Annotated in this window: 26 protein-coding genes; 19 read left to right on the top strand and 7 right to left on the bottom strand. The window is 59.7% G+C overall.

All coding sequences use genetic code 11. The annotated features are described in order from the left end of the window. Positions 1-104 precede the first annotated feature (104 nt). On the bottom strand, positions 105-593 hold the full coding sequence (locus HU739_RS25070; protein ID WP_186546862.1) for a DUF3015 domain-containing protein: 489 nt from the start codon (positions 591-593) through the stop codon (positions 105-107). Positions 594-892: 299 nt separating this feature from the next. On the opposite strand from HU739_RS25070, the gene HU739_RS25065 reads away from it, so the two are divergent. Beyond that, on the top strand, positions 893-3,331 hold the full coding sequence (locus HU739_RS25065) for a Lon protease family protein (RefSeq protein ID WP_186546863.1): 2,439 nt from the start codon (positions 893-895) through the stop codon (positions 3,329-3,331). Positions 3,332-3,641: 310 nt separating this feature from the next. Then, positions 3,642-3,962, top strand: a complete 321-nt coding sequence (locus tag HU739_RS25060; RefSeq protein ID WP_186546864.1) for a PA4575 family protein — start codon at positions 3,642-3,644, stop codon at positions 3,960-3,962. Here the strand turns inward: HU739_RS25060 and HU739_RS25055 are convergent. Then, entirely contained in the window at positions 3,959-5,788 is a 1,830-nt protein-coding gene (locus HU739_RS25055; protein ID WP_186546865.1) for a hypothetical protein, read from the bottom strand. The two genes, HU739_RS25060 and HU739_RS25055, sit on opposite strands and share 4 nt — an antisense overlap. Positions 5,789-5,953: 165 nt before the next feature. On the opposite strand from HU739_RS25055, the gene HU739_RS25050 reads away from it, so the two are divergent. From HU739_RS25050 to HU739_RS25040, 3 genes are all read left to right on the top strand, one after another. Further along, complete coding sequence (locus HU739_RS25050; RefSeq protein WP_090286455.1) at positions 5,954-6,442, top strand: TIGR00645 family protein; 489 nt, start codon at positions 5,954-5,956, stop codon at positions 6,440-6,442. A 138-nt stretch (positions 6,443-6,580) separates the two neighbouring features. Continuing rightward, positions 6,581-6,886: a DUF6482 family protein gene (locus HU739_RS25045; RefSeq protein WP_186546866.1), complete on the top strand. Its 306-nt coding sequence runs from the start codon at positions 6,581-6,583 to the stop codon at positions 6,884-6,886. A 120-nt stretch (positions 6,887-7,006) separates the two neighbouring features. Continuing rightward, positions 7,007-7,624: an FKBP-type peptidyl-prolyl cis-trans isomerase gene (locus HU739_RS25040; RefSeq protein WP_093098187.1), complete on the top strand. Its 618-nt coding sequence runs from the start codon at positions 7,007-7,009 to the stop codon at positions 7,622-7,624. 131 nt (positions 7,625-7,755) lie between these two features. Here HU739_RS25040 and HU739_RS25035 read toward each other — a convergent pair whose 3' ends face one another. The 3 genes from HU739_RS25035 to HU739_RS25025 form a co-directional block, all read right to left on the bottom strand. Then, complete coding sequence (locus HU739_RS25035) at positions 7,756-8,013, bottom strand: PA4570 family protein (protein WP_186546867.1); 258 nt, start codon at positions 8,011-8,013, stop codon at positions 7,756-7,758. A 204-nt stretch (positions 8,014-8,217) separates the two neighbouring features. Beyond that, a complete protein-coding gene (locus HU739_RS25030) occupies positions 8,218-8,559 on the bottom strand; it encodes a zinc ribbon domain-containing protein YjdM (protein WP_186546868.1) in 342 nt (113 codons plus the stop codon). A 185-nt stretch (positions 8,560-8,744) separates the two neighbouring features. Then, a complete protein-coding gene (locus tag HU739_RS25025) occupies positions 8,745-9,713 on the bottom strand; it encodes a polyprenyl synthetase family protein (protein ID WP_186546869.1) in 969 nt (322 codons plus the stop codon). A gap of 240 nt (positions 9,714-9,953) precedes the next feature. Here HU739_RS25025 and rplU point away from each other — a divergent pair, with 240 nt between their 5' ends. From rplU to HU739_RS25000, 5 genes are all read left to right on the top strand, one after another. Further along, positions 9,954-10,268, top strand: coding sequence for a 50S ribosomal protein L21 (gene rplU / locus HU739_RS25020; protein ID WP_007950961.1), 315 nt, complete (start codon positions 9,954-9,956; stop codon positions 10,266-10,268). A 35-nt stretch (positions 10,269-10,303) separates the two neighbouring features. Continuing rightward, positions 10,304-10,561, top strand: coding sequence for a 50S ribosomal protein L27 (gene rpmA / locus HU739_RS25015; protein ID WP_003176049.1), 258 nt, complete (start codon positions 10,304-10,306; stop codon positions 10,559-10,561). A gap of 193 nt (positions 10,562-10,754) precedes the next feature. Then, positions 10,755-11,978, top strand: coding sequence for an Obg family GTPase CgtA (gene cgtA / locus HU739_RS25010; protein WP_016773122.1), 1,224 nt, complete (start codon positions 10,755-10,757; stop codon positions 11,976-11,978). A 137-nt stretch (positions 11,979-12,115) separates the two neighbouring features. After that, positions 12,116-13,234, top strand: a complete 1,119-nt coding sequence (gene proB, locus HU739_RS25005) for a glutamate 5-kinase (protein WP_186546870.1) — start codon at positions 12,116-12,118, stop codon at positions 13,232-13,234. Between the two features lie 10 nt (positions 13,235-13,244). Next, a complete protein-coding gene (locus tag HU739_RS25000; protein ID WP_186546871.1) occupies positions 13,245-13,712 on the top strand; it encodes a CreA family protein in 468 nt (155 codons plus the stop codon). 193 nt (positions 13,713-13,905) lie between these two features. Here the strand turns inward: HU739_RS25000 and rpsT are convergent, their stop codons facing one another. Continuing rightward, entirely contained in the window at positions 13,906-14,178 is a 273-nt protein-coding gene (gene rpsT / locus HU739_RS24995) for a 30S ribosomal protein S20 (protein WP_003228351.1), read from the bottom strand. A gap of 252 nt (positions 14,179-14,430) precedes the next feature. On the opposite strand from rpsT, the gene murJ reads away from it, so the two are divergent. From murJ to ispH, 6 genes are all read left to right on the top strand, one after another. Continuing rightward, positions 14,431-15,969 carry a murein biosynthesis integral membrane protein MurJ gene (gene murJ / locus HU739_RS24990; RefSeq protein ID WP_186546872.1) on the top strand — a complete coding sequence of 513 codons (1,539 nt, stop codon included), beginning with the start codon at positions 14,431-14,433 and terminating at the stop codon, positions 15,967-15,969. A 129-nt stretch (positions 15,970-16,098) separates the two neighbouring features. Next, positions 16,099-17,037 carry a bifunctional riboflavin kinase/FAD synthetase gene (gene ribF, locus HU739_RS24985; protein WP_186546873.1) on the top strand — a complete coding sequence of 313 codons (939 nt, stop codon included), beginning with the start codon at positions 16,099-16,101 and terminating at the stop codon, positions 17,035-17,037. A 13-nt stretch (positions 17,038-17,050) separates the two neighbouring features. Further along, on the top strand, positions 17,051-19,882 hold the full coding sequence (gene ileS / locus HU739_RS24980; RefSeq protein ID WP_133339081.1) for an isoleucine--tRNA ligase: 2,832 nt from the start codon (positions 17,051-17,053) through the stop codon (positions 19,880-19,882). After that, the gene (gene lspA / locus HU739_RS24975; RefSeq protein WP_186546874.1) at positions 19,875-20,387 is read left to right on the top strand and encodes a signal peptidase II; all 513 of its coding nucleotides are present in this window, start codon (positions 19,875-19,877) and stop codon (positions 20,385-20,387) included. Before ileS ends, lspA begins: the two co-directional genes overlap by 8 nt. Then, a complete protein-coding gene (fkpB, locus tag HU739_RS24970) occupies positions 20,380-20,832 on the top strand; it encodes an FKBP-type peptidyl-prolyl cis-trans isomerase (protein WP_186546875.1) in 453 nt (150 codons plus the stop codon). The genes lspA and fkpB overlap by 8 nt, the downstream gene beginning before the upstream one ends. 206 nt (positions 20,833-21,038) lie before the next feature. Beyond that, positions 21,039-21,983: a 4-hydroxy-3-methylbut-2-enyl diphosphate reductase gene (ispH, locus tag HU739_RS24965; protein WP_186546876.1), complete on the top strand. Its 945-nt coding sequence runs from the start codon at positions 21,039-21,041 to the stop codon at positions 21,981-21,983. On the opposite strand, the gene HU739_RS24960 is transcribed toward ispH, so the two are convergent. Beyond that, the gene (locus tag HU739_RS24960) at positions 21,940-22,509 is read right to left on the bottom strand and encodes a GspH/FimT family pseudopilin (RefSeq protein WP_186546877.1); all 570 of its coding nucleotides are present in this window, start codon (positions 22,507-22,509) and stop codon (positions 21,940-21,942) included. The two genes, ispH and HU739_RS24960, sit on opposite strands and share 44 nt — an antisense overlap. A 130-nt stretch (positions 22,510-22,639) precedes the next feature. Between HU739_RS24960 and HU739_RS24955 the strand changes: the two genes are divergently transcribed. From HU739_RS24955 to HU739_RS24945, 3 genes are read left to right on the top strand one after another with little or no spacing between them, the layout of a single operon-like run. Further along, positions 22,640-23,113, top strand: coding sequence for a GspH/FimT family pseudopilin (locus tag HU739_RS24955; RefSeq protein WP_186546878.1), 474 nt, complete (start codon positions 22,640-22,642; stop codon positions 23,111-23,113). After that, on the top strand, positions 23,110-23,559 hold the full coding sequence (pilV, locus tag HU739_RS24950; protein ID WP_186546879.1) for a type IV pilus modification protein PilV: 450 nt from the start codon (positions 23,110-23,112) through the stop codon (positions 23,557-23,559). Before HU739_RS24955 ends, pilV begins: the two co-directional genes overlap by 4 nt. After that, positions 23,556-24,269: a PilW family protein gene (locus HU739_RS24945; protein ID WP_186546880.1), complete on the top strand. Its 714-nt coding sequence runs from the start codon at positions 23,556-23,558 to the stop codon at positions 24,267-24,269. Before pilV ends, HU739_RS24945 begins: the two co-directional genes overlap by 4 nt. Positions 24,270-24,275 lie beyond the last annotated feature (6 nt).

The raw sequence follows: 24,275 nt of genomic DNA, 5'->3' as shown, positions 1-24,275 counted from the left end.
CAGGTTTTACGACTGCTTCGCAGCCGAACGGGGATAAATCCCCTCGCCACAGACCGCATTCAAAATAAAAACCCGCTTCCCGAAAGAAGCGGGTGGGGTCGAGCTTAAGCCTGAGTTGCGTACTTGGCCAGACGTGGGTCTGCCTTGAGTACCGCCAGGGTGTTGGTATGCACGTCTTCAGCGGTCACGTCAGCTTTGCTGAAGATCTGCTGGAAGTGCTGGTGAGTCACTTGCGCAAAGTGCGCGCGATCTTCCGGTGCTACGCCCAGTACCACGGCATAAGTCGTCAGCGCTTCGCCGTTGCCTTTGGCCATGTCTTCGGACAGCTCGTTCATCATGCCATTCATGGCGAACCAGGATTTGCCGCCATAAGTCAGCGACGCGTTGGTCGAGCAACCGTTGGTGCCGGAAGTCATACCGAACGTGGCGTTACCGGAAGTGCCGTTGGTGGTAGAAGCAAGGAAGTGCGCCGGGGTACCACGCTGACCTTCGAACAGCATGTTGCCCCAACCGCAATCCGGGCCGCCCGGGGCTTGCGCCATTGCGTTGATGGATACAGCGGTGAAGAGAGTACCGAGAAGAATCCGTTTCATAGCTTTGTTCTCTTTATGTGCATACCAATGGACAGGGTTCTGGCCCTTTTGACGCGGTCTGCGACAGCGCCAAAAGTGTCAGGGGGCCGGTATTAGTTCCAGCCGCGCAGTTTGGAGTTTAGGCACGTTCCAGCGGTTCCGTGATTTTTTACAAAATATTTGGAATAAACCCCGGTTTCAAGGGGCGCGTCGCAGGCCCGTCCACTTGTCTATGCTTTGTTGGTGGCGCGCCTTGCCAGTGGGGCACGGGCAGCGCCAGAATGCCGCTACTTGCCCCGCCTGATTGTTAAGGAAGCCCGATGCCTGATCCTGTTGCTGCCAGCCTGCGTCTTGCGCCCGAAGCGCTGACTCGTCCGTTTTCCGCTGAACAGTTCAGCTTCACTACCACCAATGATCTGGAGCCCTTTCGCGGTGTTCTCGGCCAGGAACGTGCGGTCGAAGCCTTGCAGTTCGGTGTGGCCATGCCACGCCCCGGTTACAACGTGTTCGTCATGGGCGAGCCCGGCACCGGGCGCTTCTCGTTCGTCAAACGCTACCTGAAGGCCGAAGGCAAGCGCCTGCAGACCCCGGCAGACTGGGTCTACGTGAACAATTTCGATGAGCCGCGCGAACCGCGCGCACTGGAGTTGCCGTCCGGCAGCGCCGCCTCGTTCATCGGCGACATCAACGGTCTTATCGACAACCTGCTGGCGACTTTTCCGGCGGTCTTCGAGCATCCGTCCTACCAGCAGAAGAAAAGCGCCATCGACCGCGCCTTCAACCAGCGCTACGACAAGGCCCTCGACATCATCGAGCGCCTGGCCCTGGAAAAAGACGTCGCCCTGTACCGCGACAGCAGCAACATCGCCTTCACGCCGATGCTTGAAGGCAAAGCGCTGGACGAAGCCGAGTTCGCCCAGTTGCCGGAAGCCGAGCGCGAGCGTTTTCACACTGATATTTCCGGCCTCGAAGAGCGCCTGAACGAAGAGCTTGCCAGCCTGCCGCAGTGGAAGCGTGAGTCAAACAATCAACTGCGCCAGCTCAACGAAGAAACCATCACGCTGGCCTTGCAGCCATTGCTGGCGCCGCTGTCGGAAAAATACGCTGAAAACGCTGCCGTCTGCGGGTACTTGCAGGCGATGCAGGTTTACTTGTTGAAAACCGTGGTCGAGCAACTGGTCGACGACAGCAAGACTGACGCGGTGGCGCGCAAGCTGCTGGAGGAGCAATACGCGCCAAGCCTGGTGGTCGGTCATCCGGCCAGCGGTGGCGCGCCGGTGGTGTTCGAGCCGCACCCGACTTACGAAAACCTGTTCGGCCGCATCGAGTACACCACCGACCAGGGCGCGCTTTACACCACCTATCGGCAGCTACGCCCGGGCGCACTGCATCGGGCCAACGGCGGCTTCCTGATTCTGGAAGCGGAAAAAATGCTCAGCGAGCCGTTCGTGTGGGATGCGCTCAAGCGCGCCCTGCAATCGCGCAAGCTGAAAATGGAATCGCCGCTGGGCGAGATGGGCCGTTTCGCCACCGTGACCCTCAACCCGCAGCACATTCCGTTGCAGGTCAAAGTCATCATCATCGGTGCGCGTCAGTTGTATTACACGCTGCAGGACCTCGATCCGGACTTCCAGGAAATGTTCCGCGTGCTGGTCGACTTCGACGAAGACATTCCGATGGTCGATGAAAGCCTCGAGCAGTTCGCCCAGTTGCTGAAAACCCGCACCTCGGAAGAAGGCATGGCGCCTTTGACGGCCGATGCGGTGGCGCGCCTGGCGACCTACAGCGCACGGCTGGCCGAGCATCAGGGGCGTTTGTCGGCACGCATTGGCGACCTGTTCCAATTGGTCAGCGAGGCGGATTTCATTCGTCACTTGGCCAGCGATGAAATGACCGATGCCGGCCACATTGAACGCGCGCTCAAAGCCAAGGCCACCCGTACCGGGCGCGTATCGGCGCGGATTCTCGACGACATGCTTGCCGGAATCATCCTCATCGACACCGACGGCGCGGCGGTCGGCAAGTGCAACGGGCTGACGGTGCTGGAGGTCGGCGACTCGGCATTTGGTGTGCCGGCGCGGATTTCCGCCACGGTCTACCCGGGCGGCAGCGGCATTGTCGACATCGAGCGCGAGGTCAACCTCGGCCAGCCGATCCACTCCAAAGGCGTGATGATCCTCACTGGCTACCTGGGCAGCCGTTATGCGCAGGAATTCCCGCTGGCGATTTCCGCAAGCATCGCGCTGGAGCAATCCTACGGTTACGTCGATGGCGACAGTGCGTCGCTGGGCGAGGCGTGCACGCTGATCTCGGCGCTGTCGAAAACCCCGCTCAAGCAGTGCTTCGCGATTACCGGTTCGATCAACCAGTTCGGTGAAGTGCAGGCGGTCGGCGGAGTCAACGAGAAGATCGAAGGCTTCTTCCGCCTCTGCGAAGCTCGCGGGCTGACCGGCGAGCAGGGCGCGATCATCCCGCACGCCAACGTCGCCACGCTGATGCTCGATGAAAAAGTCTTGGCGGCGGTGCGTGCCGGGCAGTTCCATGTCTACGCCGTGCGTCAGGCCGACGAGGCGCTTAGCCTGCTGGCCGGCGAACCGGCGGGCGAGCCAAACGCTGACGGCGAATTCCCGGAAGGCAGCATCAATGCACGGGTGGTCGAGCGCCTGCGCGACATTGCCGAGATGATCAGCGAAGAGGACTTGAAGGAGGCCGAGAAAGAACTGGCGCAGGAGGCGTTGGCCGAAGCCAAACCGGCTTAAACCTAAACGCGATCGAACTGTAGGAGTGAGCCTGCTCGCGATAGCGGTGTGTCAGTCAGCGAAAAAGTTGCCTGACACACCGCTATCGCGAGCAGGCTCACTCCTACATTTGTTTTGTGGTGATCTTCGGGGAAAACGCCACTACTCTGGCGTCAAACTTCACACAATGACCATTCGGCGCCTTCTGGTTCCATTTGGCGTGCGCCGGACACTTTTCTTCTATTCTCAGGTCAAGGATATCGACAGTATCACTGGATCGAGCCAGTCCTCCCGTGGGGGCTGAATACCGGCTTCACCGAGGGTCGCCGCCATGTCGCGCAACCTCTGTCTCACCCGTCAATGCCTGGGTCTGGTGACCCGGATCGAATGCGCCGTCAAGCCGCTGGCCGGCGATAACGGCCTGTGGACGCTGCTCTTCGCCGCCGGCATGGCCGGCGAACAACCTTCCGCGATCAAAGCCCAGGGCCCGTTCCATGGGCCGGTCGCTGCCGAGTCGATTCTCGACACCATCGTCGAAAGCCTGACCCTGCATGGCTACGAACTGGCCGATGATCCGCAGATCTGGAGTCTGCACCTGCAAGCTCAGTTGCGGCAGATCAATGGCGGCCGCGGGCGCAGTCTCAACGGTTAAGGGGCCGCTTCGTCCACCGGCGCCTTGTCGAGCTTGACCTCGAAACCGTATTGCACGGTGGTCAGGTCGGTGCGCTGGTAGGTTTCCACGCGGGTCGGGTGGCCATAGAAATAGTGCACGCCGAGCAACGCCGGGCCTTCTGCGCTGGCGTCGTGGCTGACCGACAGCATCTGCTTGAGATAGTGGCCGCTGTCATCCTTGACGAAGAAACGCCACTCGTTGGCCGGGAACGCTTTCAGGTCGACCACCAGCGTGTTGTCCTTGATCGCCAGGCCTTTGGGCAATGACTTGGCGTCATGGGACTGCTTTGCGATCGTGGCCAGAAACAACGGCATCGAACCCACGGCAATCGCCGGGGTTTCCGGGAACAGGTTCAGATCGTAAGTAATGGTCGCTTGCAGCGGATCGACCTGATACGCCTCGGGCGGCAGTTCGATCGGCTCGTCGAGTTTGCCGCCGCGCTTTTCAGTAAAGAATGTCACCGGGCTGACGCCGGGATTGAGTTCATCGCCAAGCAATTCGTCATTGAAGGTGCGGCGGTGGGAAAACTCGATGCGCGCCGCGCTCGGCTCTTCCACCGATTGATGGATACGCACGCCAGCCTTCAGTTGCTCTTGCGTCAGGTCCGCGCCTTTGAGCCAGTTTGCGGCCAGATCGTCGTAAACCACTACCGGCAGGTCCAACGGCTGCACGGCTTTTGCAGTGGTGTGCGGGTTGAAGGTGCGTATCGGCAGGTCCAGGGTTTTGCGCGTTACCGTCGCCGCGGAGAAATCGAGCACGCTGACTTCCAGCGTTTCGATCGGACCGTGAAAGTAAACCTTGTTGTAGCGACGCGGATGCGCTTTTTCAAAGGCTTGCTGATCGTCGCCGAGCTGTTTCTCCAGCGTATCGCTCCAGCTCTTTTGCTGTTGCAACTGCGCCAGTTGTTTGCGGTAGAACGCGACCTGCTCCGGGCTTTCGTTGATCGCACCGGCGCGTACCAGGTACTGGCCGCTGGCGTCGCGGGCCTGGACAATCAGCGGATTGATGCGCGTCTCGGCGACTTCCGGGGCCAGCGGCAGGCTGTTGCTGACTTCGACCTCGGCGTAGTTCTTTTCAAGTTTGAGCAGTTTGACGCTGAGGTTATCGTGGGTGCGAGTCTGGCCGACGTCTTTGTGCGTCAGATCGAAGCTGTACAGGCGCCGTGGCGCGATGACTTCGACCTCACCTTGCAGGCTGACCGGCTGCGGCAGGCTTTTTTTGTCCACGTTGAGGCCGTCGATGAACGGGTAGGTCACCGTCAGGTCATCGGGGTTGGTTACGTTGGAACTGGAAGGGCTGAGCTGAATGCCGGGATCGGTTTCTGACCATTCCGGCTGATAAGCGATGACGCGTTTGTTGCTCAGCGTCACCGAACGCCACTCGATGCCATGGGGGAACAGAAACCCGCCGGGGATGTTCAGGTTGAAGGGGAACACGGGCTGCAGATCGGTGAGGTAATCGGAGCTGGCGTCTTTGTGCAGCACGAACAGGCCATTGATAAACGTATCGACCAACGCCTGTGGGGTAGGGTAGTGCTTGAGCACGGCAAGGGCGTCTGCGCCGTATTCGGTGTGCGGCGCGATGTCATCGAGCTTGAGTTGGGCTCTTTCCAGCAACAGCAGCGAACCGCCGAGTTCGGTGATCGCGTCCTTGAGCTTCGGATCGCTGATGGCGTCCAGTGACTGTTCGAATGTGGCGGTTTGTTCCTCGAGCTTCGCCACGTGCTTCTCGTCGCCGGGCGAGCAGCCGCCCATCAGCAGGGCAAGGCAGATTCCGGCGGTCGTCATTGGCAATCGCACATCCATTTCCACGCGTCCTGTCCACTGTCACTGGGCTGTCGATGACTTGGACACTAGCAGAAAAACTTTGTCACACACACGCCCGCAGGTGGCGGATTTTTCGGCGGTTTCTGGCTGTCACAGGGGACTGTTATACTCGCCGCCATTTCCAGCCCCCTTGTGTGAGATTCAATGGAACGCTTTATCGAAAATGCAATGTACGCCACGCGCTGGCTGCTGGCGCCGATCTACATCGGCCTGTCCCTCGGTCTGCTGGCGCTGGCATTGAAGTTTTTCCAGGAAATCGTCCATATCCTGCCCAACGTGTTTGCGATGGCCGAATCGGAACTGATTCTGGTGCTGCTGTCGCTGATCGACATGGCGCTGGTGGGCGGTCTGCTGGTGATGGTGATGATTTCCGGCTACGAGAACTTCGTCTCGCAACTGGACATCGACGAGGGCAAAGAGAAGCTCAGCTGGCTGGGCACCATGGACTCCTCGTCGCTGAAGATGAAAGTCGCCGCCTCGATCGTGGCGATCTCCTCGATTCACCTGTTGCGCATCTTCATGGATGCCAAGAACGTCGATCCCGAGCACTTGATGTGGTACGTGATCATTCACATGACGTTTGTGATCTCGGCATTCGCCATGGGTTACCTCGACAAGGTCACCAAGCACTGATCGACAGCCGATCAAGGCTGCAAGGAAACCGCCCGTCAGTTGCGAAACAGACGGGCGGTTTCGTTTGTGGCTTGTGCTTTGAGGCGCGTCGGCCTATCCCTGTATCGGTATGATTCGCCAACGGTGTGAGGTGCGCTCATGAACCTGCAAGAGTTGATTGCGTTTGCCATCGCCGGCAAGGTCGATGAATTGAATCTGATCTCCATGGAAGGCGGGATCTATCTGCTTGAAGCGCGGATGCACGGGGTGGCATATCCGTTGAACGATCCGCTTGGGAAAACCCTCACCCTGCGTTCGGTCGAGCACGCGCGGGACATGTTGCACGCTTTTCCGGTGCTGTCCTTTAATCTGGTCCACACCTCGGTGCACGATGAAATGTGTGGCCTGGGCGGTGGCATCAATGAAAGTCTGAAAGTACCGCTGGCCTGGCGCTCGGCCCTGTAGGCACGGCCCCAAAGCCTGGGTATCTGTGCTAGTCTGCTCGCCCTTTTGGTTCCGGGCGCGCCGGGACGCGCTGTGCACGCACGGCAAGTCTTGTGGCCGTCCGCACAGCGGAGCAGTGTCATGTCCGAAGTAAATCTGTCCACCGACGAAACCCGCGTCAGCTACGGTATCGGCCGTCAGTTGGGTGACCAGCTGCGCGACAACCCGCCACCGGGCGTCAGCCTGGACGCGATTCTGGCCGGTCTGACCGACGCTTTCGCCGGCAAGGAAAGCCGTGTTGGCCAGGAAGAAATGTCCGCCAGCTTCAAGGTCATCCGCGAAATCATGCAGGCCGAAGCAGCAGCCAAGGCTGAAGCCGCGGCTGGCGAAGGTCTGGCATTCCTGGCAGAAAACGCCAAGCGTGACGGCATCACCACCCTGGCCTCCGGCCTGCAATTCGAAGTGCTGACCCAGGGCGACGGCGCCAAGCCGACCCGTGAAGATCAAGTGCGCACTCACTACCACGGCACGCTGATCGACGGCACCGTGTTCGACAGCTCCTACGAGCGCGGCCAGCCTGCAGAATTCCCGGTTGGCGGCGTGATCGCTGGCTGGACCGAAGCCCTGCAACTGATGAATGCCGGCAGCAAATGGCGTCTGTACGTGCCGAGCGAACTGGCTTACGGCGCTCAAGGCGTTGGCAGCATCCCGCCGCACAGCGTTCTGGTATTCGACGTCGAGCTGCTGGACGTTCTGTAATCCCGAGCCTGCCTTGATGGCAGGCCAATGTAGGAGTGAGCCTGCTCGCGAACGCGGTGTGTCAGTTGTTGATTGGCTATCTGACACACCGCTATCGCGAGCAGGCTCACTCCTACAGTTTTGACCGCGTTTCATATTTCGATCTTGTTGTGCAGCTCGGTGGTCGGGCGCAACGCCCGGGCATAGCAGAACAGGAACAGATTGCGCACCAGCTCCTTGAGCACCAGCGGCTCGCTGGAGTTCAGGCTGCTGACGTCCAGATCCCCCTGGTCTTGCAATTCATGCAGGGCTTCTTCTTCAAGCACCGCACAGACCTCTCCGGTTTCCCGATGAAGGATTCTGAGGTAAGGGTGTGGGCGATCCAGCCAGGCGTCGATCAAATAAGTCATGGGTCTCATCTCCTTGAAAGGTTTCAATGAGAATAATTCTTATTCATCAAATAGCAAGTGCCTATTGGCGGATCGCGATTTTTTCTGCGGGAGTCCTGTAGGAGCGTGCCTGCTCGCGAAGGGGTAAAGCAGGGATTCATTGAGGCAAAGCGGGGGAGGGCGAAGCTCCATCCCACGGCTGGCGCGGGATGGATGACGCAAGGCTCAGACTTTTCTGACGAACTCGGATTTGAGTTTCATCGGGCCGATGCCGTCGATCTTGCAGTCGATGTCGTGATCGCCGTCGCACAGGCGGATGTTCTTGACCTTGGTGCCGACCTTGACCACCAGGGACGTGCCCTTGACCTTCAGGTCCTTGATCACGGTGATGGTATCGCCGTCCTGCAGAACGTTACCGACCGAATCTTTTTTCACAGCATCATCGGACGCTACTTCGGCTTCGCCGCTGGCGGACCACTCGTGGGCGCACTCCGGGCAGACCAGTTGGCTACCGTCTTCGTAGGTGTATTCGGAATTGCATTTCGGGCAGGGTGGCAGCGTGCTCACTAAGATTCCTTGGGTATCAGGAGGGTAAAAGGGCGCACATTGTATAGGGTTTTATTGCGAGGCGGGTGATGAGGGGCTTTTGTGGCGAGGGAGCTTGCTCCCGCTGGGCTGCGAAGCAGCCCTGTTGACCGTGCGGTCGCTGCGCAACCGAGCGGGAGCAAGCTCCCTCGCCACAAAGCTCGCAATCAGTGTGTACGGGCGACCGCGAACTCGCTCAGTTCCACCAGCGCATCGCGATACTCGCTGGCTGGCAGTGCTTCGAGGCATTTGATCGCACGGGCTACGTAATCGCGAGCCAGTTGCGCGGTATATTCCAGCGAACCAGAGGCTTCGACGGCGATGCGGATACTCTCCAGATCTTCGATCCCGCCTTTCTGGATCGCCTGGCGCACCAGCGCCGCCTGTTCAGGCGTGCCCTCGCGCATGGTGTAGATCAGCGGCAGGGTCGGCTTGCCTTCGGCCAGATCGTCGCCGACGTTTTTTCCGAGAGTTTCTGCGTCACCCTTGTAGTCGAGCAGGTCGTCGACCAGTTGGAAGGCCACGCCCAGGTGATCGCCGAAGGTACGCAAGGCTTCAGCCTGTTCAGGGCTTGCCTCGCACAAGGCCGCCGCGCTGTGGGTCGAAGCCTCGAAGAGCATCGCGGTCTTGCCGCGGATGACTTCCATGTAGGTTTCTTCGGTGGTGCTGGCGTCGCGCACCTTGGACAGTTGCAACACTTCGCCCTCGGCGATGATGCGCGTGGCCTGGGAGAGAATTTTCATCACGGGCATCGAGCCCAGCTCGACCATCATTTCGAACGAGCGCGAATAAAGGAAGTCGCCGACCAGCACGCTCGGAGCGTTACCCCACATGGCGTTGGCGGTGGAGCGGCCACGGCGCATGCCGGACATGTCGACGACGTCGTCATGCAGCAGGGTCGCGGTGTGCAGGAATTCGATGGTGGCGGCCAGCAGGCGCAGATCGTCACCTTCGCGACCCAGGGCCTTGCCACACAGCAACACTAATAAAGGACGCAGGCGTTTGCCGCCAGCCGAGGTGATGTAATCGCCGATTTTCGATACCAGCGGCACTCGAGACGTCAGCTGCTTCTTGATGATGCCGTCGACGGCGCTAAAATCGTCCGCCACCGCGCGGTAGAAAGCTTGGGGTTGCATCAGCGAGAGTCGCTCCAGAAGGGTTGCGCGGCATGCTAGGACCCCCATCCGGACCTGTCAAGGCGCGATGGACGGCTACTTGCAAGCGTACGGCGGCTTGCGTACAATCGCGCACCCTGAACTTCCTGGGCAGCACCTGCCTTACGCAATTGCTAGCGGGCCATCCAGCCCCATGCAGCCATGCCAGCCAATACCTCTTCCTATAAAGAGCTGGGTGAGCAGGATTATCGGAGAAATACCATGTCTTATGCAGTAATCGTTACTGGCGGCAAGCAATACAAGGTCGCCCCAGGTGAATACCTGAAGATCGAAAAACTGGAAGTCGCTACCGGCGAATCCGTTACCTTTGATCGCGTTCTGTTGGTTGCCAATGGCGACGACGTGAATATCGGCGCTCCAGTTGTTGCTGGCGCTACCGTTGTGGCTGAAGTGATCTCCCAAGGTCGTCACGATAAAGTCCGCATCATCAAGTTCCGTCGCCGTAAGCACCACATGAAGCGTATGGGCCACCGCCAGTGGTACACCGAGATCAAAATCACCGGTATTCAGGCTTAATTACAGCCTAATTCCTCACTAGGAGAATTGAACTCATGGCACACAAAAAAGCTGGTGGTAGTACCCGTAACGGTCGCGACTCAGAAGCCAAACGCCTTGGCGTCAAGATGTATGGCGGCCAGAAAATCATTCCGGGCAACATCATCGTGCGTCAGCGCGGCACCCAATTCCACGCCGGTTACGGTGTAGGCATGGGTAAGGATCACACCCTCTTCGCGAAAATCGAAGGCGTGATCAAGTTTGAAGTAAAAGGCGCGTTCAACCGCCGTTACGTGAGCGTTGTCGCAGCCTAACTGCGAGATCGCTGGAAAAGCCCTGTCTCGCGACGGGGCTTTTTCGTTTGTGGGGTGAGTCTCTTGCAAAGCTGTTTGTATGGGCTGTCGGCGTGCGATGCAGGTCGTGTTTTGGGGTCGCTGCGCTCATTTTTGCAAGAGTCTTATGTCTTGATTGTTTTTCGGCTCGTCCGTACGGCGAGAGGCGTTGGTTATGAAGTTTGTTGATGAAGTATCGATTCGTGTAAAGGCTGGCGACGGTGGCAATGGTGCCATGAGTTTCCGCCGTGAAAAATTCATTGAAAACGGTGGCCCGAACGGCGGTGATGGCGGTGACGGCGGTTCCATCTACATGATGGCCGACGAAAACCTCAACACCTTGGTCGACTACCGTTATACCCGCCACTTCGATGCCGAGCGTGGCTCCAATGGTGGCAGCACCGACTGCACCGGCAAGAAAGGTGAAGATCTGATCTTGCGCGTGCCGGTCGGCACCACGGTGATCGACTCCGCCACTCAGGAAGTCATCGGCGACCTGACCAAGGCTGGTCAGAAACTGATGGTGGTGCAGGGCGGCTGGCACGGTCTGGGCAACACCCGTTTCAAATCCAGTACCAACCGTGCGCCGCGTCAGACCACGCCGGGCAAGCCGGGCGAGCAGCGCGATCTCAAGCTGGAAATGAAAGTGCTGGCTGACGTCGGTCTGCTGGGCTTGCCGAACGCCGGTAAAAGTACCTTTATCCGTTCGGTGTCGGCTGCCAAGCCGAAAGTCGCCGATTACCCGTTCACCACGCTGGTGCCGAACCTGGGTGTGGTCAGTGTCGATCGCTGGAAAAGCTTCGTCATTGCCGACATTCCGGGTCTGATCGAAGGCGCTTCCGACGGTGCCGGCCTGGGTATTCGCTTCCTCAAGCACTTGGCGCGTACGCGTTTGCTGCTGCACCTCGTCGACATGGCGCCGCTGGATGATTCCAGTGCTCCGGACGCGGCAGAAGTGATCGTCAACGAGCTGATCAAGTTCAGCCCGTCGCTGGCTGAGCGTGATCGCTGGCTGGTGCTGAACAAATGCGACCAGATTCTTGAAGAAGAGCACGATGCCCGGGTCAAGGAAATCGTTGATCGTCTGGAGTGGACCGGCCCGGTTTACGTGATCTCGGCCATCGCCAAGATCGGTACCGAGCGTCTGTGCCACGACATCATGCGTTACATGGAGGACCGTGCCGACCGTCTGGCCGCAGACCCTGCGTACAAGGAAGAGTTGGCCGATCTCGATCAGCGCATCGAAGACGAGGCGCGTGCGCAGTTGCAAGCGCTGGATGACAAGCGTGCCCTGCGTCGCAGCGGCGTGAAGTCGGTCCATGACATCGGCGACGATGACTGGGACGAAGAAGATGTGGATGACGAAGACGGTCCGGAAATCATTTACGTGCGTGACTGATCTGTTGCGATAAACTTGAACGCCGCTCAATCGAGCGGCGTTTTAGTATCCGGAAATCGATCGTTGGTCACCAATAACCACGATTAACGTCACGGGCAGCGCTGGGTCGCGCTGTCCTCAAGCTAAGGTTGAAGATGATGCGGAGCAAGGTGACAGGTGCGCAGCGTTGGGTCGTGAAGATCGGCAGCGCGTTGCTGACGGCTGATGGCAAAGGGCTGGATCGTGCGGCAATGGGTGTCTGGGTCGAGCAGATGGTGGCCTTGCACGAGGCGGGCGTCGAGTTGGTGCTGGTGTCCTCCGGGGCAGTGGCGGCGGGCATGAGCCGCTTGGGCTGGACCGCGCGACCCAGTGCGATGCACGAGCTCCAGGCGGCCGCCGCAATTGGTCAGATGGGGCTGGTGCAGGCGTGGGAATCGAGCTTCGCCGAGCATGGCCGGCACACCGCGCAGATTCTCCTGACCCACGACGACCTGTCCGACCGCAAGCGCTACCTGAACGCCCGCAGCACCTTGCGCGCACTGGTCGAGCTGAAAGTCATCCCGGTGATCAACGAAAACGACACCGTGGTCACCGATGAAATCCGTTTCGGCGACAACGATACCCTGGCGGCGCTGGTGGCCAACCTGGTTGAGGCGGACCTGCTGGTGATCCTCACGGATCGCGACGGCATGTTCGATGCCGATCCGCGCAACAACCCTGATGCGAAGATGATCTTTGAGGCGCGCGCCGATGATCCGACGCTGGATGCAGTGGCGGGCGGTACCGGCGGTGCGCTGGGGCGCGGCGGCATGCAGACCAAGTTGCGCGCGGCGCGACTGGCGGCACGTTCCGGGGCGCACACGATTATTGTTGGTGGGCGTCTTGAGCGAGTGCTTGACCGTCTGAAGGCCGGCGAGCGCATCGGCACCTTGCTCTCGCCTGAGCGTGGCATGCTGGCGGCGCGCAAGCAGTGGCTGGCCGGGCATCTGCAAACCCGCGGTACGCTGGTGCTGGACGATGGTGCAGTGTCGGCGCTGTCCCAGGGTAACAAGAGCTTGTTGCCGGTCGGCGTCAAGCTGGTGCAGGGCAGTTTCCGTCGTGGCGAAATGGTGGTTTGCGTGGCGCCGGACGGTCGTGAGATCGCTCGTGGCCTGGCCAACTACAGTGCGCTGGAAGCACAAAAAATCATCGGCCAGTCGTCGGATGCGATTGTCGGTTTGCTTGGTTACATGGCGGAGCCGGAGCTGGTTCACCGTGACAACCTGATTCTGGTCTAAGGAAAACTCGATGCGCGTAGCAAAAGGATTGTTGGCCTTGCTGATGGCAATGCCATTGCTGGCTTCGGCCGAGGAAATCGGCCAGGTGTCGACAGTGTTCAAGTTTGTCGGGCCGAATGACCGGATAGTGGTCGAGGCGTTCGATGATCCGAAAGTTGAAGGTGTGACCTGCTACCTGTCGCGCGCCAAGACCGGCGGTGTGAAGGGTGGGCTGGGTCTGGCTGAAGATCGTGCAGAAGCGTCGATCGCGTGCCGGCAGGTCGGCCCGATCAAATTCAAGGGCGAGCTGAAGGATGGCGATGAGGTGTTCAAGGAGCGCACCTCGCTGGTGTTCAAGACCATGCAAGTGGTGCGTTTCCTCGACAAGAAGCGCAATACGCTGGTGTACCTGGTCTACAGCGATCGCCTGATCGAGGGCAGCCCGCAGAATGCGGTCACGGCCATTCCGATCCTGCCGTGGGTGCCGGTCCAGCAATAACGCCGCAAACCAACTGTAGGAGTGAGCCTGCTCGCGATAGCGGTGTGTCAGATAGAAATCTTCATCTGAGACACCGCTATCGTCGGAACGCCGCCCGGAGCAGGCTCACTCCTACATTTTTTTGCGCGTAGCTTGTTAAATCACAGGCAATAAAAAACCGACCCTGAGGTCGGTTTTTTAATGACTACGTCGATTAAGCAGCTTCTTTCAGCGCTTTGACGTGGCCATTCAGACGGCTCTTATGACGAGCAGCCTTGTTCTTGTGGATGATGCCTTTATCGGCCATGCGGTCGATAACTGGCACAGCCAGAACGTATGCAGCTTGAGCTTTTTCAGCGTCTTTTGCGTCGATGGCCTTAACTACATTCTTGATGTAGGTACGAACCATGGAACGCAGGCTGGCGTTGTGGCTGCGACGCTTCTCAGCCTGTTTTGCACGTTTTTTGGCGGAAGGTGAGTTGGCCACCGTCGAGCTCCTCGAAAGACTTTTTAGGAAATAGCAAACAAAATAGGCCGCGAATCATGCCGATGAAGACTTGTCTTGTCAAGGGCACTTGAATCGTTCCGCTAAGTGGTAGGTATAAAGAGGCGGGATATTTATTTCCGGCGCTTGACCTGTAAACTCGCGAGCTTTGGCTCTGTGCTGCTGCGGCGCGGAGTATCGCACAAGTAGGCGCATTGTTCGCCTGCTGTTTATCGACAGGCACAAACTCTCTCAATGAATCTGCTCAAATCGTTGGCCGCCGTCAGCTCTATCACGATGCTTTCCCGGATTCTGGGCTTTGTTCGTGACACGCTGATCGCACGGACATTCGGCGCCGGGATGGCCACGGACGCCTTCTTTATTGCCTTCAAACTGCCCAATCTGCTGCGGCGGATCTTTGCCGAAGGGGCTTTTTCCCAGGCCTTCGTGCCGATTCTCGCCGAGTACAAAAGCCAGCAGGGCGAAGAGGCGACGCGCACTTTTATTGCCTATGTGTCGGGCTTGCTGACCCTGGTGCTGGCAGTGGTCACCGCGCTGGGCATGATTGCCGCGCCCTGGGTGATCTGGGCCACGGCGCCGGGTTTTACCGATACGCCAGAAAAATTCCAGCTGACTTCCGACCTGTTGCGGGTGACCTTTCCTTATATATTGCTGATTTCCCTGTCCTCGCTGGCCGGTGCGATTCTCAATACCTGGAACCGGTTTTCGGTGCCGGCCTTCGTGCCGACCCTGCTCAATGTCAGCATGATCGTGTTTTCGCTGTTCCTGACGCCGTACTTCGATCCGCCGGTCATGGCCCTCGGCTGGGCGGTATTGGTCGGCGGCCTGGCGCAATTGCTTTATCAACTGCCGCACCTGAAAAAGATCGGCATGCTGGTGTTGCCGCGGCTGAATCTGCGCGACAGCGGCGTGTGGCGGGTGATGAAGCAAATGTTGCCGGCGATTCTCGGTGTGTCGGTCAGCCAGATTTCGTTGATCATCAATACGATTTTCGCCTCGTTTCTGGTCGCCGGTTCAGTGTCGTGGATGTACTACGCCGACCGCTTGATGGAGCTGCCGTCCGGCGTATTGGGCGTGGCACTCGGCACGATTCTGCTGCCGACTCTGGCAAAAACCTACGCCAGCAAGGATCGTCACGAGTATTCGCGGATTCTCGACTGGGGCCTGCGCCTGTGCTTCGTGCTGGTGCTGCCGTGCGCATTGGCATTGGGGATTCTGGCTGAGCCGCTGACCGTTTCGCTGTTTCAGTACGGCCAGTTCAGCGGCTTTGATGCCGAAATGACCCAGCGCGCGCTGATTGCTTATTCTGCCGGCCTGCTGGGGATTATCGTGATCAAGGTGCTGGCGCCGGGCTTTTATGCGCAACAGAACATCCGTACGCCAGTGAAAATCGCAATCTTCACTCTGGTCTGCACGCAACTGTTCAACCTGGCGTTGATCGGGCCGCTGGCTCACGCTGGCCTAGCGCTGGCGATCAGTGCCGGCGCCTGCCTGAATGCCGGGCTGCTGTTCTATCAGTTGCGCAAGCAGAACATGTATCAGCCACAACCGGGCTGGGGCAAGTTCGCTTTCAAGCTGGTAGTGGCGGTGGCGGTGATGTCGGCGGTGTTGCTCGCGGGCATGCATTTCATGCCGGCCTGGGACGAGGGGCACATGCTTGAGCGATTCCTGCGCCTGGGGGCCTTGGTGGTGGCGGGTGTGGTGGCGTACTTCGGCATGTTGCTGCTGCTCGGTTTCCGCCTGCGCGACTTCAATCGCAAGGCTTTGAGCTGAGGTTTTAGCGGTTAAGGCCAGACGCCGGCTGGCAGTTTTGTCGGCTCGATCACTTTGCGTTACGGTGTTGCCTGTCGCCGACCGTCGGGTGTGGTTATAATCGACCACTTTATGAGCAAGAAGCGCGTTATGCAGCTGGTTCGAGGCCTCCACAACTTGCGCCCCCAGCATCGGGGCTGCGTCGCCACTATTGGCAACTTTGACGGTGTTCACCGTGGTCACCAGGCAATCCTGGCCCGACTGCGTGAGCGTGCGCTCGAGTTGGGCGTACCCAGCTGCGTGGTGATTTTCGAGCCGCAGCCACGGGAATTCTTTGCCCCTGACACGGCGCCGGCACGGCTGGCGCGCTTGCGTGACAAACTGCAATTGCTCGCCGCCGAAGGCGTCGACCGGGTCTTGTGCCTGGCGTTCAACCAGCGCCTGAGCAAGCTCAGCGCCAGTGAGTTCGTCGATACCATTCTGGTCGACGGTCTTGGCGTACAGCATCTGGAGGTCGGTGACGATTTCCGCTTCGGTTGCGACCGCCTCGGTGATTTCGATTTCCTGCTGCAAGCCGGGCAAATGCACGGTTTTACTGTGGAAGCTGCGCAGACCGTCGAGCTGGACGGCCTTCGCGTCAGCAGCACGCAAGTGCGCAACGCCTTGGCCGCTGCCGATTTTGCCTTGGCCGAACGCTTGCTCGGCCGTCCGTACCGGATTGCCGGTCGCGTGCTGCACGGCCAGAAGCTGGCCCGGCAACTGGGTACGCCCACTGCCAATGTTCAACTCAAGCGCCGTCGCGTACCGTTCACCGGCGTGTATCTGGTGAATGTCGACATCGACGGCAAAACCTGGCCCGGCGTCGCCAACATCGGCGTGCGGCCCACGGTACAAGGTGACGGCAAGGCCCACCTTGAGGTCCATCTTTTAGATTTTGCCGGCGATCTGTATGACCGGCGTTTGACGGTGGTTTTCCACCAAAAGCTGCGTGAAGAGCAGCGATTCGCCTCCCTGGAGGCGCTGAAAACGGCGATCAACGCGGATGTCGCCGCCGCCCGTGCACTAGCCGCACCTAGCGCCCATCGCTAATGAAGAGCCTTAAATGACCGACTATAAAGCCACGCTAAACCTTCCGGACACCGCCTTCCCAATGAAGGCCGGCCTGCCACAGCGCGAACCGCAGATCCTGCAGCGCTGGGACAGTATTGGCCTGTACGGAAAGTTGCGCGAGATTGGCAAGGATCGTCCGAAGTTCGTCCTGCACGACGGCCCTCCGTACGCCAACGGCACGATCCACATCGGTCACGCACTGAACAAGATTCTCAAGGACATGATCATCCGCTCGAAAACCCTGTCGGGTTTCGACGCGCCGTATGTGCCGGGCTGGGACTGCCACGGTCTGCCGATCGAACACAAGGTTGAAGTGACCCACGGCAAGAATCTGGGCGCGGATAAAACCCGTGAGCTGTGCCGTGCCTACGCCACCGAGCAGATCGAAGGGCAGAAGTCCGAATTTATCCGCCTCGGCGTGCTGGGCGACTTCGCCAACCCGTACAAGACCATGGATTTCAAGAACGAGGCCGGTGAAATTCGCGCCCTCGCCGAAATCGTCAAGGGCGGTTTCGTGTTCAAGGGCCTCAAGCCGGTGAACTGGTGCTTCGATTGCGGTTCGGCCCTGGCTGAAGCGGAAGTCGAATACGAGAACAAAAAGTCCTCGACCATCGACGTGGCGTTCCCGATCGCTGACGAGGCCAAACTGGCTGCCGCCTTCGGTCTGGCGTCGCTGAGCAAACCTGCTGCGATCGTGATCTGGACCACCACCCCGTGGACCATCCCGGCCAACCAGGCGCTGAACGTGCACCCGGAATTCAACTACGCCCTGGTCGATATCGGCGACAAGCTGCTGGTGCTGGCTGAAGAGCTGGTCGAAGCCTGCCTGGCGCGCTACGGCGTGCAAGGTTCGGTCATCGCCACCACCACCGGTAAAGAACTGGAGCTGATCAACTTCCGTCATCCGTTCTACGATCGTCTGTCGCCGGTATACCTGGCAGACTACGTCGAACTGGGCGCTGGCACCGGCGTGGTTCACTCCGCCCCGGCCTACGGCGTCGACGACTTCGTGACCTGCAAAAAATACGGCATGGTCAACGACGACATCCTCAACCCGGTGCAGAGCAACGGCGTGTACGTGCCGTCGCTGGAGTTCTTTGGCGGCCAGTTCATCTGGAAGGCCAACCCGGCGATCGTTGAAAAACTGACCGAAGTCGGTGCGCTGATGCACACCACCGTCATCGAACACAGCTACATGCACTGCTGGCGCCACAAAACCCCGCTGATCTACCGCGCCACCGCGCAGTGGTTCATCGGCATGGACAAAGAGCCAACCAGCGGCGATACCCTGCGCGTGCGCTCGCTCAAAGCCATCGAAGACACCAAGTTCGTTCCGGCCTGGGGCCAGGCGCGCCTGCACTCGATGATCGCCAACCGCCCGGACTGGTGCATCTCGCGTCAGCGCAACTGGGGCGTGCCGATCCCGTTCTTCCTCAACAAGGAAAGCGGTGAGCTGCACCCCCGCACTGTCGAGCTGATGGAAGAAGTCGCCAAGCGCGTTGAAGTCGAAGGCATCGAAGCCTGGTTCAAGCTCGACGCCGCCGAACTGCTGGGCGATGAAGCGCCGCAGTACGACAAGATCAGCGACACCCTCGACGTCTGGTTCGACTCGGGCACCACGCACTGGCACGTCCTGCGTGGTTCGCACCCGATGGGTCACGAGAGCGGCCCGCGCGCCGACCTGTACCTGGAAGGCTCCGACCAGCACCGTGGCTGGTTCCACTCGTCTTTGCTGACCGGTTGCGCCATCGACAACCACGCACCGTACCGCGAACTGCTGACCCACGGCTTCACCGTCGACGAGTCCGGTCGCAAGATGTCCAAGTCGTTGGGCAACGTGATCGCTCCGCAGAAAGTCAACGACACCCTGGGCGCCGACATCATGCGTCTGTGGGTTGCATCGACTGACTACTCCGGCGAAATGGCGGTGTCCGAGCAGATTCTGCAGCGCAGCGCGGATGCCTATCGGCGCATCCGTAACACCGCGCGTTTCCTGCTTTCCAACCTGACCGGTTTCAACCCGGCCACCGACCTGCTGCCGGCCGAAGACATGCTGGCGCTGGATCGCTGGGCAGTGGATCGCACACTGTTGCTGCAACGCGAACTGCAAGAGCACTACGGCGAATACCGTTTCTGGAACGTCTACTCGAAGATCCACAACTTCTGCGTGCAGGAGCTGGGTGGTTTCTATCTCGACATCATCAAGGACCGCCAGTACACCACCGGTGCCGACAGCAAGGCGCGTCGCTCGTGCCAGACCGCGCTGTTCCACATCTCTGAAGCGCTGGTGCGCTGGATCGCGCCGATCCTCGCCTTCACCGCCGACGAACTGTGGCAATACCTGCCGGGCGAGCGCAACGAGTCCGTCATGCTCAACACCTGGTACGAAGGCCTGACCGAGCTGCCGGAAGGCTTCGAGCTGGGTCGCGCCTACTGGGATCGCATCATGGAAGTGAAAGTCGCGGTCAACAAAGAGATGGAAATCCAGCGCGCGGCGAAAGCTGTCGGTGGCAACCTGCAGGCCGAAGTGACGCTATTTGCCGAAGAGGCGCTGAGCGCCGATCTGGCCAAGCTGAGCAACGAACTGCGCTTTGTATTGATCACTTCGACTGCAAGCGTTGCGCCATTTGTGCAGGCTCCGGCCGATGCGGTGGCAACCGAAGTCAGCGGTCTGAAACTGAAGATCGTCAAGTCGGCCTTCCCGAAGTGCGCCCGTTGCTGGCACTGCCGCGAAGATGTCGGCGTGAACCCGGAGCATCCGGAAATCTGCGGTCGCTGCGTCGACAACATCAGCGGCGCTGGCGAGGTTCGTCACTATGCCTGATGCCGTTGGCCGTTTCGGACGGCTGAGCTGGCTGTGGTTGAGCTTGCTGGTACTGGTCATTGACCAGGCCAGCAAGTTCTACTTCGAAGACAAGCTCGAAATGTTCCAGCAGATCGTGATTATTCCCGATTACTTCAGCTGGACCCTGGCCTACAACACCGGCGCTGCGTTCAGCTTCCTGGCTGACAGCTCCGGCTGGCAGCGCTGGCTGTTCGCTCTGATTGCGATTGTGGTCAGTGCGGTGCTGGTGGTCTGGCTCAAGCGCTTGGGGCGCAACGAAACCTGGCTGGCCGTCGCCTTGGCGTTGGTGCTGGGTGGCGCGCTGGGTAATCTGTATGACCGCATTGCCTTGGGCCATGTTGTCGACTTCATCCTGGTGCACTGGCAGAACCGCTGGTATTTCCCGGCGTTCAACTTCGCTGACAGCGCGATCACCGTTGGGGCGATCATGCTGGCACTGGACATGTTCAAACCGAAGAAAACCGAAGAGGCTGCTCATGACTGAACAGGTATCGGCTGAGCAACGCATCGGCCAGAACACGGAAGTCACTTTGCACTTTGCCTTGCGCCTGGAAAACGGCGACACCGTCGACAGCACGTTCGACAAGGCACCGGCTACCTTCAAGGTGGGCGATGGCAACCTGCTGCCGGGTTTCGAAGCGGCGCTGTTCGGTTTCAAGGCGGGCGACAAGCGTACGCTGACCGTCGAACCGGAAAACGCCTTCGGCCAGCCGAACCCGCAGAACGTTCAGATCATCCCGCGCTCGCAGTTTGTCGACATGGAGTTGTCGCCGGGTTTGCTGGTGATCTTCAATGATGCGGCCAATACTGAATTGCCGGGTGTGGTGAAAGAATTCGACGACGCACAAGTGACCATCGACTTCAACCACCCGTTGGCCGGCAAGACGCTGACCTTTGACGTGGAAATCATTTCCGTCAAAGCGATCTGAAAATGTAAGAGTGAGCCTCTGTGGCGAGGGGATTTATCCCCGCTGGGGTGCGAAGCGCCCCCAGACCAGTCAACGCGATTCTGAAATGAGCCCGTTGACGGTCTACGACTGCTACGCAGCCGAACGGGGATGAATCCCCTCGCCACAGAAGCAGACTCCTACAGTTTGTTTTCCATTGTTTTCGCGCGCAAGACACGAGGCACAGCATGCAAATCAAACTCGCCAACCCCCGTGGCTTCTGCGCCGGTGTGGACCGGGCGATCGAAATCGTCAATCGCGCTCTGGAAGTCTTCGGGCCGCCGATCTATGTGCGCCATGAAGTGGTGCACAACAAGTTCGTCGTGGAAGACCTGCGCAGCCGCGGCGCGATTTTCGTCGAAGAACTCGATCAGGTGCCGGATGACGTGATCGTTATCTTCAGCGCCCACGGTGTTTCCCAAGCCGTGCGCAACGAAGCCGCCGGTCGTGGCCTGAAAGTCTTCGATGCAACCTGCCCGCTGGTGACCAAGGTGCACATCGAAGTGGCCAAATACAGCCGCGACGGTCGCGAATGCATCCTGATCGGCCACGCCGGTCATCCGGAAGTCGAAGGCACCATGGGCCAGTACGACGCCAGCAATGGCGGCGCGATCTACCTCGTCGAAGACGAGCAAGACGTGGCCGAGTTGCAGGTGCGTAACCCGGAGAAACTCGCCTTCGTTACGCAGACGACTCTGTCGATGGACGACACCAGTCGGGTTATCGATGCGCTGCGCACGCGCTTTCCGGCCATCGGCGGTCCACGCAAGGACGACATCTGCTACGCCACGCAAAACCGTCAGGACGCGGTCAAGCAACTCGCCGACGAATGCGACGTGGTATTAGTGGTCGGCAGCCCCAACAGCTCCAATTCCAATCGTCTGCGTGAACTGGCTGAGCGCATGGCGACCCCGGCCTACCTGATCGACGGCGCCGAAGACCTGCAAAAGAGCTGGTTCGATGGCGTCGAACGCATCGGCATTACCGCCGGCGCCTCGGCTCCTGAAGTCCTGGTGCGCGGCGTAATCCAGCAATTGCAGGCCTGGGGCGCAACCGGTGCCGATGAGCTGGCCGGTCGAGAAGAGAACATCACATTCTCGATGCCGAAAGAGCTGCGCGTTCGTTCGATCTGACGTTTCTGTTTCTGTCGCAAAGCGCCTGTTCGGTCTCCTGACTGCCCAGGCGCACGCGACCGGTCGCCGCCAGCACAATCTGGCGCTGGCTGACCGGTTCGCGCGGTGAGCAGACGTGCAACGTCCCCGCCTGAAACCGCCGTCCCGGCATTAACGGTTGCCCAAGATGGCTGAACCGCACATAGCGGCTCACCCACCAGTTGCCGACAATCGGCACCTTCCCCTCACTGGCGCGCTCCACCAGCAGTGGATTGCTGCTGTCCTGCGGCCCCTTGCCGCTGATGTCCAGAATGATCCGCCAACCCTGACTCCAGTCGCCGTCGATACCATGGATCACCACGCTCTGATTGTGCGTGATCGCCAGAGTGCGTGCATGGCGGATACCTTCGATCAGCGACTGCGCCGCGTGGTCGCGCTGAGTCGCCTGCTTGAGCGCGGCGAACGCCGGGCTGACCAGCAGCAGAACAATTGCGCCAATCGCCAGTCCCATAAGCAGTTCAATCAGGCTGAAACCGTGTTGCGGCATGAAAAATCCCTCCGTGGAATGGTGTGAACGGCGCATTCCGTGCGCCGCGCAGGGCAAATCAGTCGGCGCGTGCCGAGCGAATGTTCTAGCGTGTAGAAGCAGGTATAGCCGACGGCAACGGAGGGCACCGATGGATCTTCGTACAAAAGGTTTCACGCTGGTCGAGTTGCTGATCGCCATCGCGGTGTTGTTGCTTCTCGTCACCCTGGCAGTGCCGGCCTTTACCCGAACGATTCAGAGCAGCAAGGCCGATACCGAAATGGGCGACCTGCAGCGTGCGATCAATTTTGCTCGCCTTGAAGCGATCAATCGCGGCGTGACCACGCGATTGCGCCCGACTGCGGGCGGCAGCGTCTGGGCCGGTGAGCTGGCGGTCTACGACAGTACTGGCAATCCGGCCAATGTGTTGCGGGTTGTTCCAGCGATGAGCAGCGGCGCGACTCTGACGCTAACCTCAGGAGTGACGGCGCTCGATTTCAATAATCTGGGTGGACTGGCGGCACCGTCGACGGCGGTGGTCATCGCTTACACGCTGGGCACGCAAAGCAGGACGCTGAACGTGTGTTTGAACGGACGCATTCAACTGGGTGGAAATTGCGGATGAGGGCAGGGAGCAAAAAAGCACAGGAGGGCATGACGCTGATCGAAGTGCTGGTCGCGTTGCTGATTCTGACCGTCGGGCTGTTGGGCGCGGCGGCGGTGCAACTCAATGCGCTGAAGTACACCGACAGCTCGCGCATGACCAGTCAGGCCAGTTTCATCGCCTACGACATGATGGACCGCATTCGCGCCAACTCCGGCGCCAACTACACCGTCACGCCGCCCACCTCGGGCAACCTCAGCGTAACGCGAGACCAGGATCTCTACGACTTCACCACCAATATCGCCAACTTCGGCGGTCCGACCGCGACGGGCAGCATCACCCTCAACCAGCGGGTCTACACCATTACGATTACCTGGAGCGATGCCCGTGCGGCCAACACCGCAAGTGCGCAACGCAGTTTCGTGCTGACCAGCCGGGCGACGGTCGATCCGGTGGCGACACCATGAAGCGGTCCAGTCGTGGTTTCGGCCTGATCGAGTTGCTGGTCGCATTGGCGTTGGGGCTGATCGTCGTGCTCGGAGTCGTGCAGATTTTCATCGCGGCGAAGAATACTTACGTCAGTCAGAACAGCGCCGCAGCGATGCAGGAGGACGCGCGCTTCGTTCTCAGCAAGATGATTCAGGAAATTCGCATGGTTGGCATGTTCGGCTGCCTTGGCACCATCGTCGACTCCAGTTCGGCAGGGGATTTCAATGCGGCGCAGCTCACTCCGATCAGTTGGGATAATGCCAGTCTCAAACTGACCCTGGTGACGGCCGATGTCGGCAGCGGCGGGGGGACGCCGACCTGGACGGTGATTTCCGACTGTCGCAACAGTGCGGTCGCCTACAGCGGATTGCGTAGCCCGACCACGGGGCAGATTGCTTTCCCGATCCGGCGTCTGCTTTACAGCTTTAGCAATAACCAGATTCTCATGGGCACCGGCAGCGGCAATCCGGCGCAGCAAGTGCTGGTGAACAACGTCAGCGCCTTCAACGTCACCTTCGGTCTGGCCAGTTCCGCGACGGATGTGGCGGCCTCGACCTACAGCAGCAATCCTGGCGATCCGGCGCGCATCCGCAGCGTCCGCCTGAGCCTGACCCTCACCGACCCAAACAATCGGGTGCGCAATCAAACCTTCAACGTGGTTGCCGCTTTGCGCAACCGCTTGCCGTGAGGGCGC

It is taken from the genome of Pseudomonas hamedanensis (assembly GCF_014268595.2).
GTDB lineage: Bacteria > Pseudomonadota > Gammaproteobacteria > Pseudomonadales > Pseudomonadaceae > Aquipseudomonas > Aquipseudomonas hamedanensis.
Note: the sequence above shows the minus strand (reverse complement) of the source record. Positions and strands in the feature narration are given on the sequence as shown.

Coding starts and splice junctions, on each gene's coding strand:
- HU739_RS25055 (WP_186546865.1), bottom strand. CDS start 5,788: ATGGATGTGCGATTGCCAATGACGACCGCCGGAATCTGCCTTGCCCTG.
- pilV (WP_186546879.1), top strand. CDS start 23,110: ATGAGGGCAGGGAGCAAAAAAGCACAGGAGGGCATGACGCTGATCGAA.
- ispH (WP_186546876.1), top strand. CDS start 21,039: ATGCAAATCAAACTCGCCAACCCCCGTGGCTTCTGCGCCGGTGTGGAC.
- proB (WP_186546870.1), top strand. CDS start 12,116: ATGCGGAGCAAGGTGACAGGTGCGCAGCGTTGGGTCGTGAAGATCGGC.
- cgtA (WP_016773122.1), top strand. CDS start 10,755: ATGAAGTTTGTTGATGAAGTATCGATTCGTGTAAAGGCTGGCGACGGT.
- HU739_RS25050 (WP_090286455.1), top strand. CDS start 5,954: ATGGAACGCTTTATCGAAAATGCAATGTACGCCACGCGCTGGCTGCTG.
- HU739_RS25065 (WP_186546863.1), top strand. CDS start 893: ATGCCTGATCCTGTTGCTGCCAGCCTGCGTCTTGCGCCCGAAGCGCTG.
- murJ (WP_186546872.1), top strand. CDS start 14,431: ATGAATCTGCTCAAATCGTTGGCCGCCGTCAGCTCTATCACGATGCTT.
- HU739_RS25045 (WP_186546866.1), top strand. CDS start 6,581: ATGAACCTGCAAGAGTTGATTGCGTTTGCCATCGCCGGCAAGGTCGAT.
- fkpB (WP_186546875.1), top strand. CDS start 20,380: ATGACTGAACAGGTATCGGCTGAGCAACGCATCGGCCAGAACACGGAA.
- HU739_RS25070 (WP_186546862.1), bottom strand. CDS start 593: ATGAAACGGATTCTTCTCGGTACTCTCTTCACCGCTGTATCCATCAAC.
- ileS (WP_133339081.1), top strand. CDS start 17,051: ATGACCGACTATAAAGCCACGCTAAACCTTCCGGACACCGCCTTCCCA.
- HU739_RS24955 (WP_186546878.1), top strand. CDS start 22,640: ATGGATCTTCGTACAAAAGGTTTCACGCTGGTCGAGTTGCTGATCGCC.
- HU739_RS25040 (WP_093098187.1), top strand. CDS start 7,007: ATGTCCGAAGTAAATCTGTCCACCGACGAAACCCGCGTCAGCTACGGT.
- ribF (WP_186546873.1), top strand. CDS start 16,099: ATGCAGCTGGTTCGAGGCCTCCACAACTTGCGCCCCCAGCATCGGGGC.
- HU739_RS24960 (WP_186546877.1), bottom strand. CDS start 22,509: ATGCCGCAACACGGTTTCAGCCTGATTGAACTGCTTATGGGACTGGCG.
- HU739_RS25025 (WP_186546869.1), bottom strand. CDS start 9,713: ATGCAACCCCAAGCTTTCTACCGCGCGGTGGCGGACGATTTTAGCGCC.
- HU739_RS25000 (WP_186546871.1), top strand. CDS start 13,245: ATGCGCGTAGCAAAAGGATTGTTGGCCTTGCTGATGGCAATGCCATTG.
- rpmA (WP_003176049.1), top strand. CDS start 10,304: ATGGCACACAAAAAAGCTGGTGGTAGTACCCGTAACGGTCGCGACTCA.
- HU739_RS25035 (WP_186546867.1), bottom strand. CDS start 8,013: ATGACTTATTTGATCGACGCCTGGCTGGATCGCCCACACCCTTACCTC.
- HU739_RS24945 (WP_186546880.1), top strand. CDS start 23,556: ATGAAGCGGTCCAGTCGTGGTTTCGGCCTGATCGAGTTGCTGGTCGCA.
- lspA (WP_186546874.1), top strand. CDS start 19,875: ATGCCTGATGCCGTTGGCCGTTTCGGACGGCTGAGCTGGCTGTGGTTG.
- HU739_RS25060 (WP_186546864.1), top strand. CDS start 3,642: ATGTCGCGCAACCTCTGTCTCACCCGTCAATGCCTGGGTCTGGTGACC.
- rplU (WP_007950961.1), top strand. CDS start 9,954: ATGTCTTATGCAGTAATCGTTACTGGCGGCAAGCAATACAAGGTCGCC.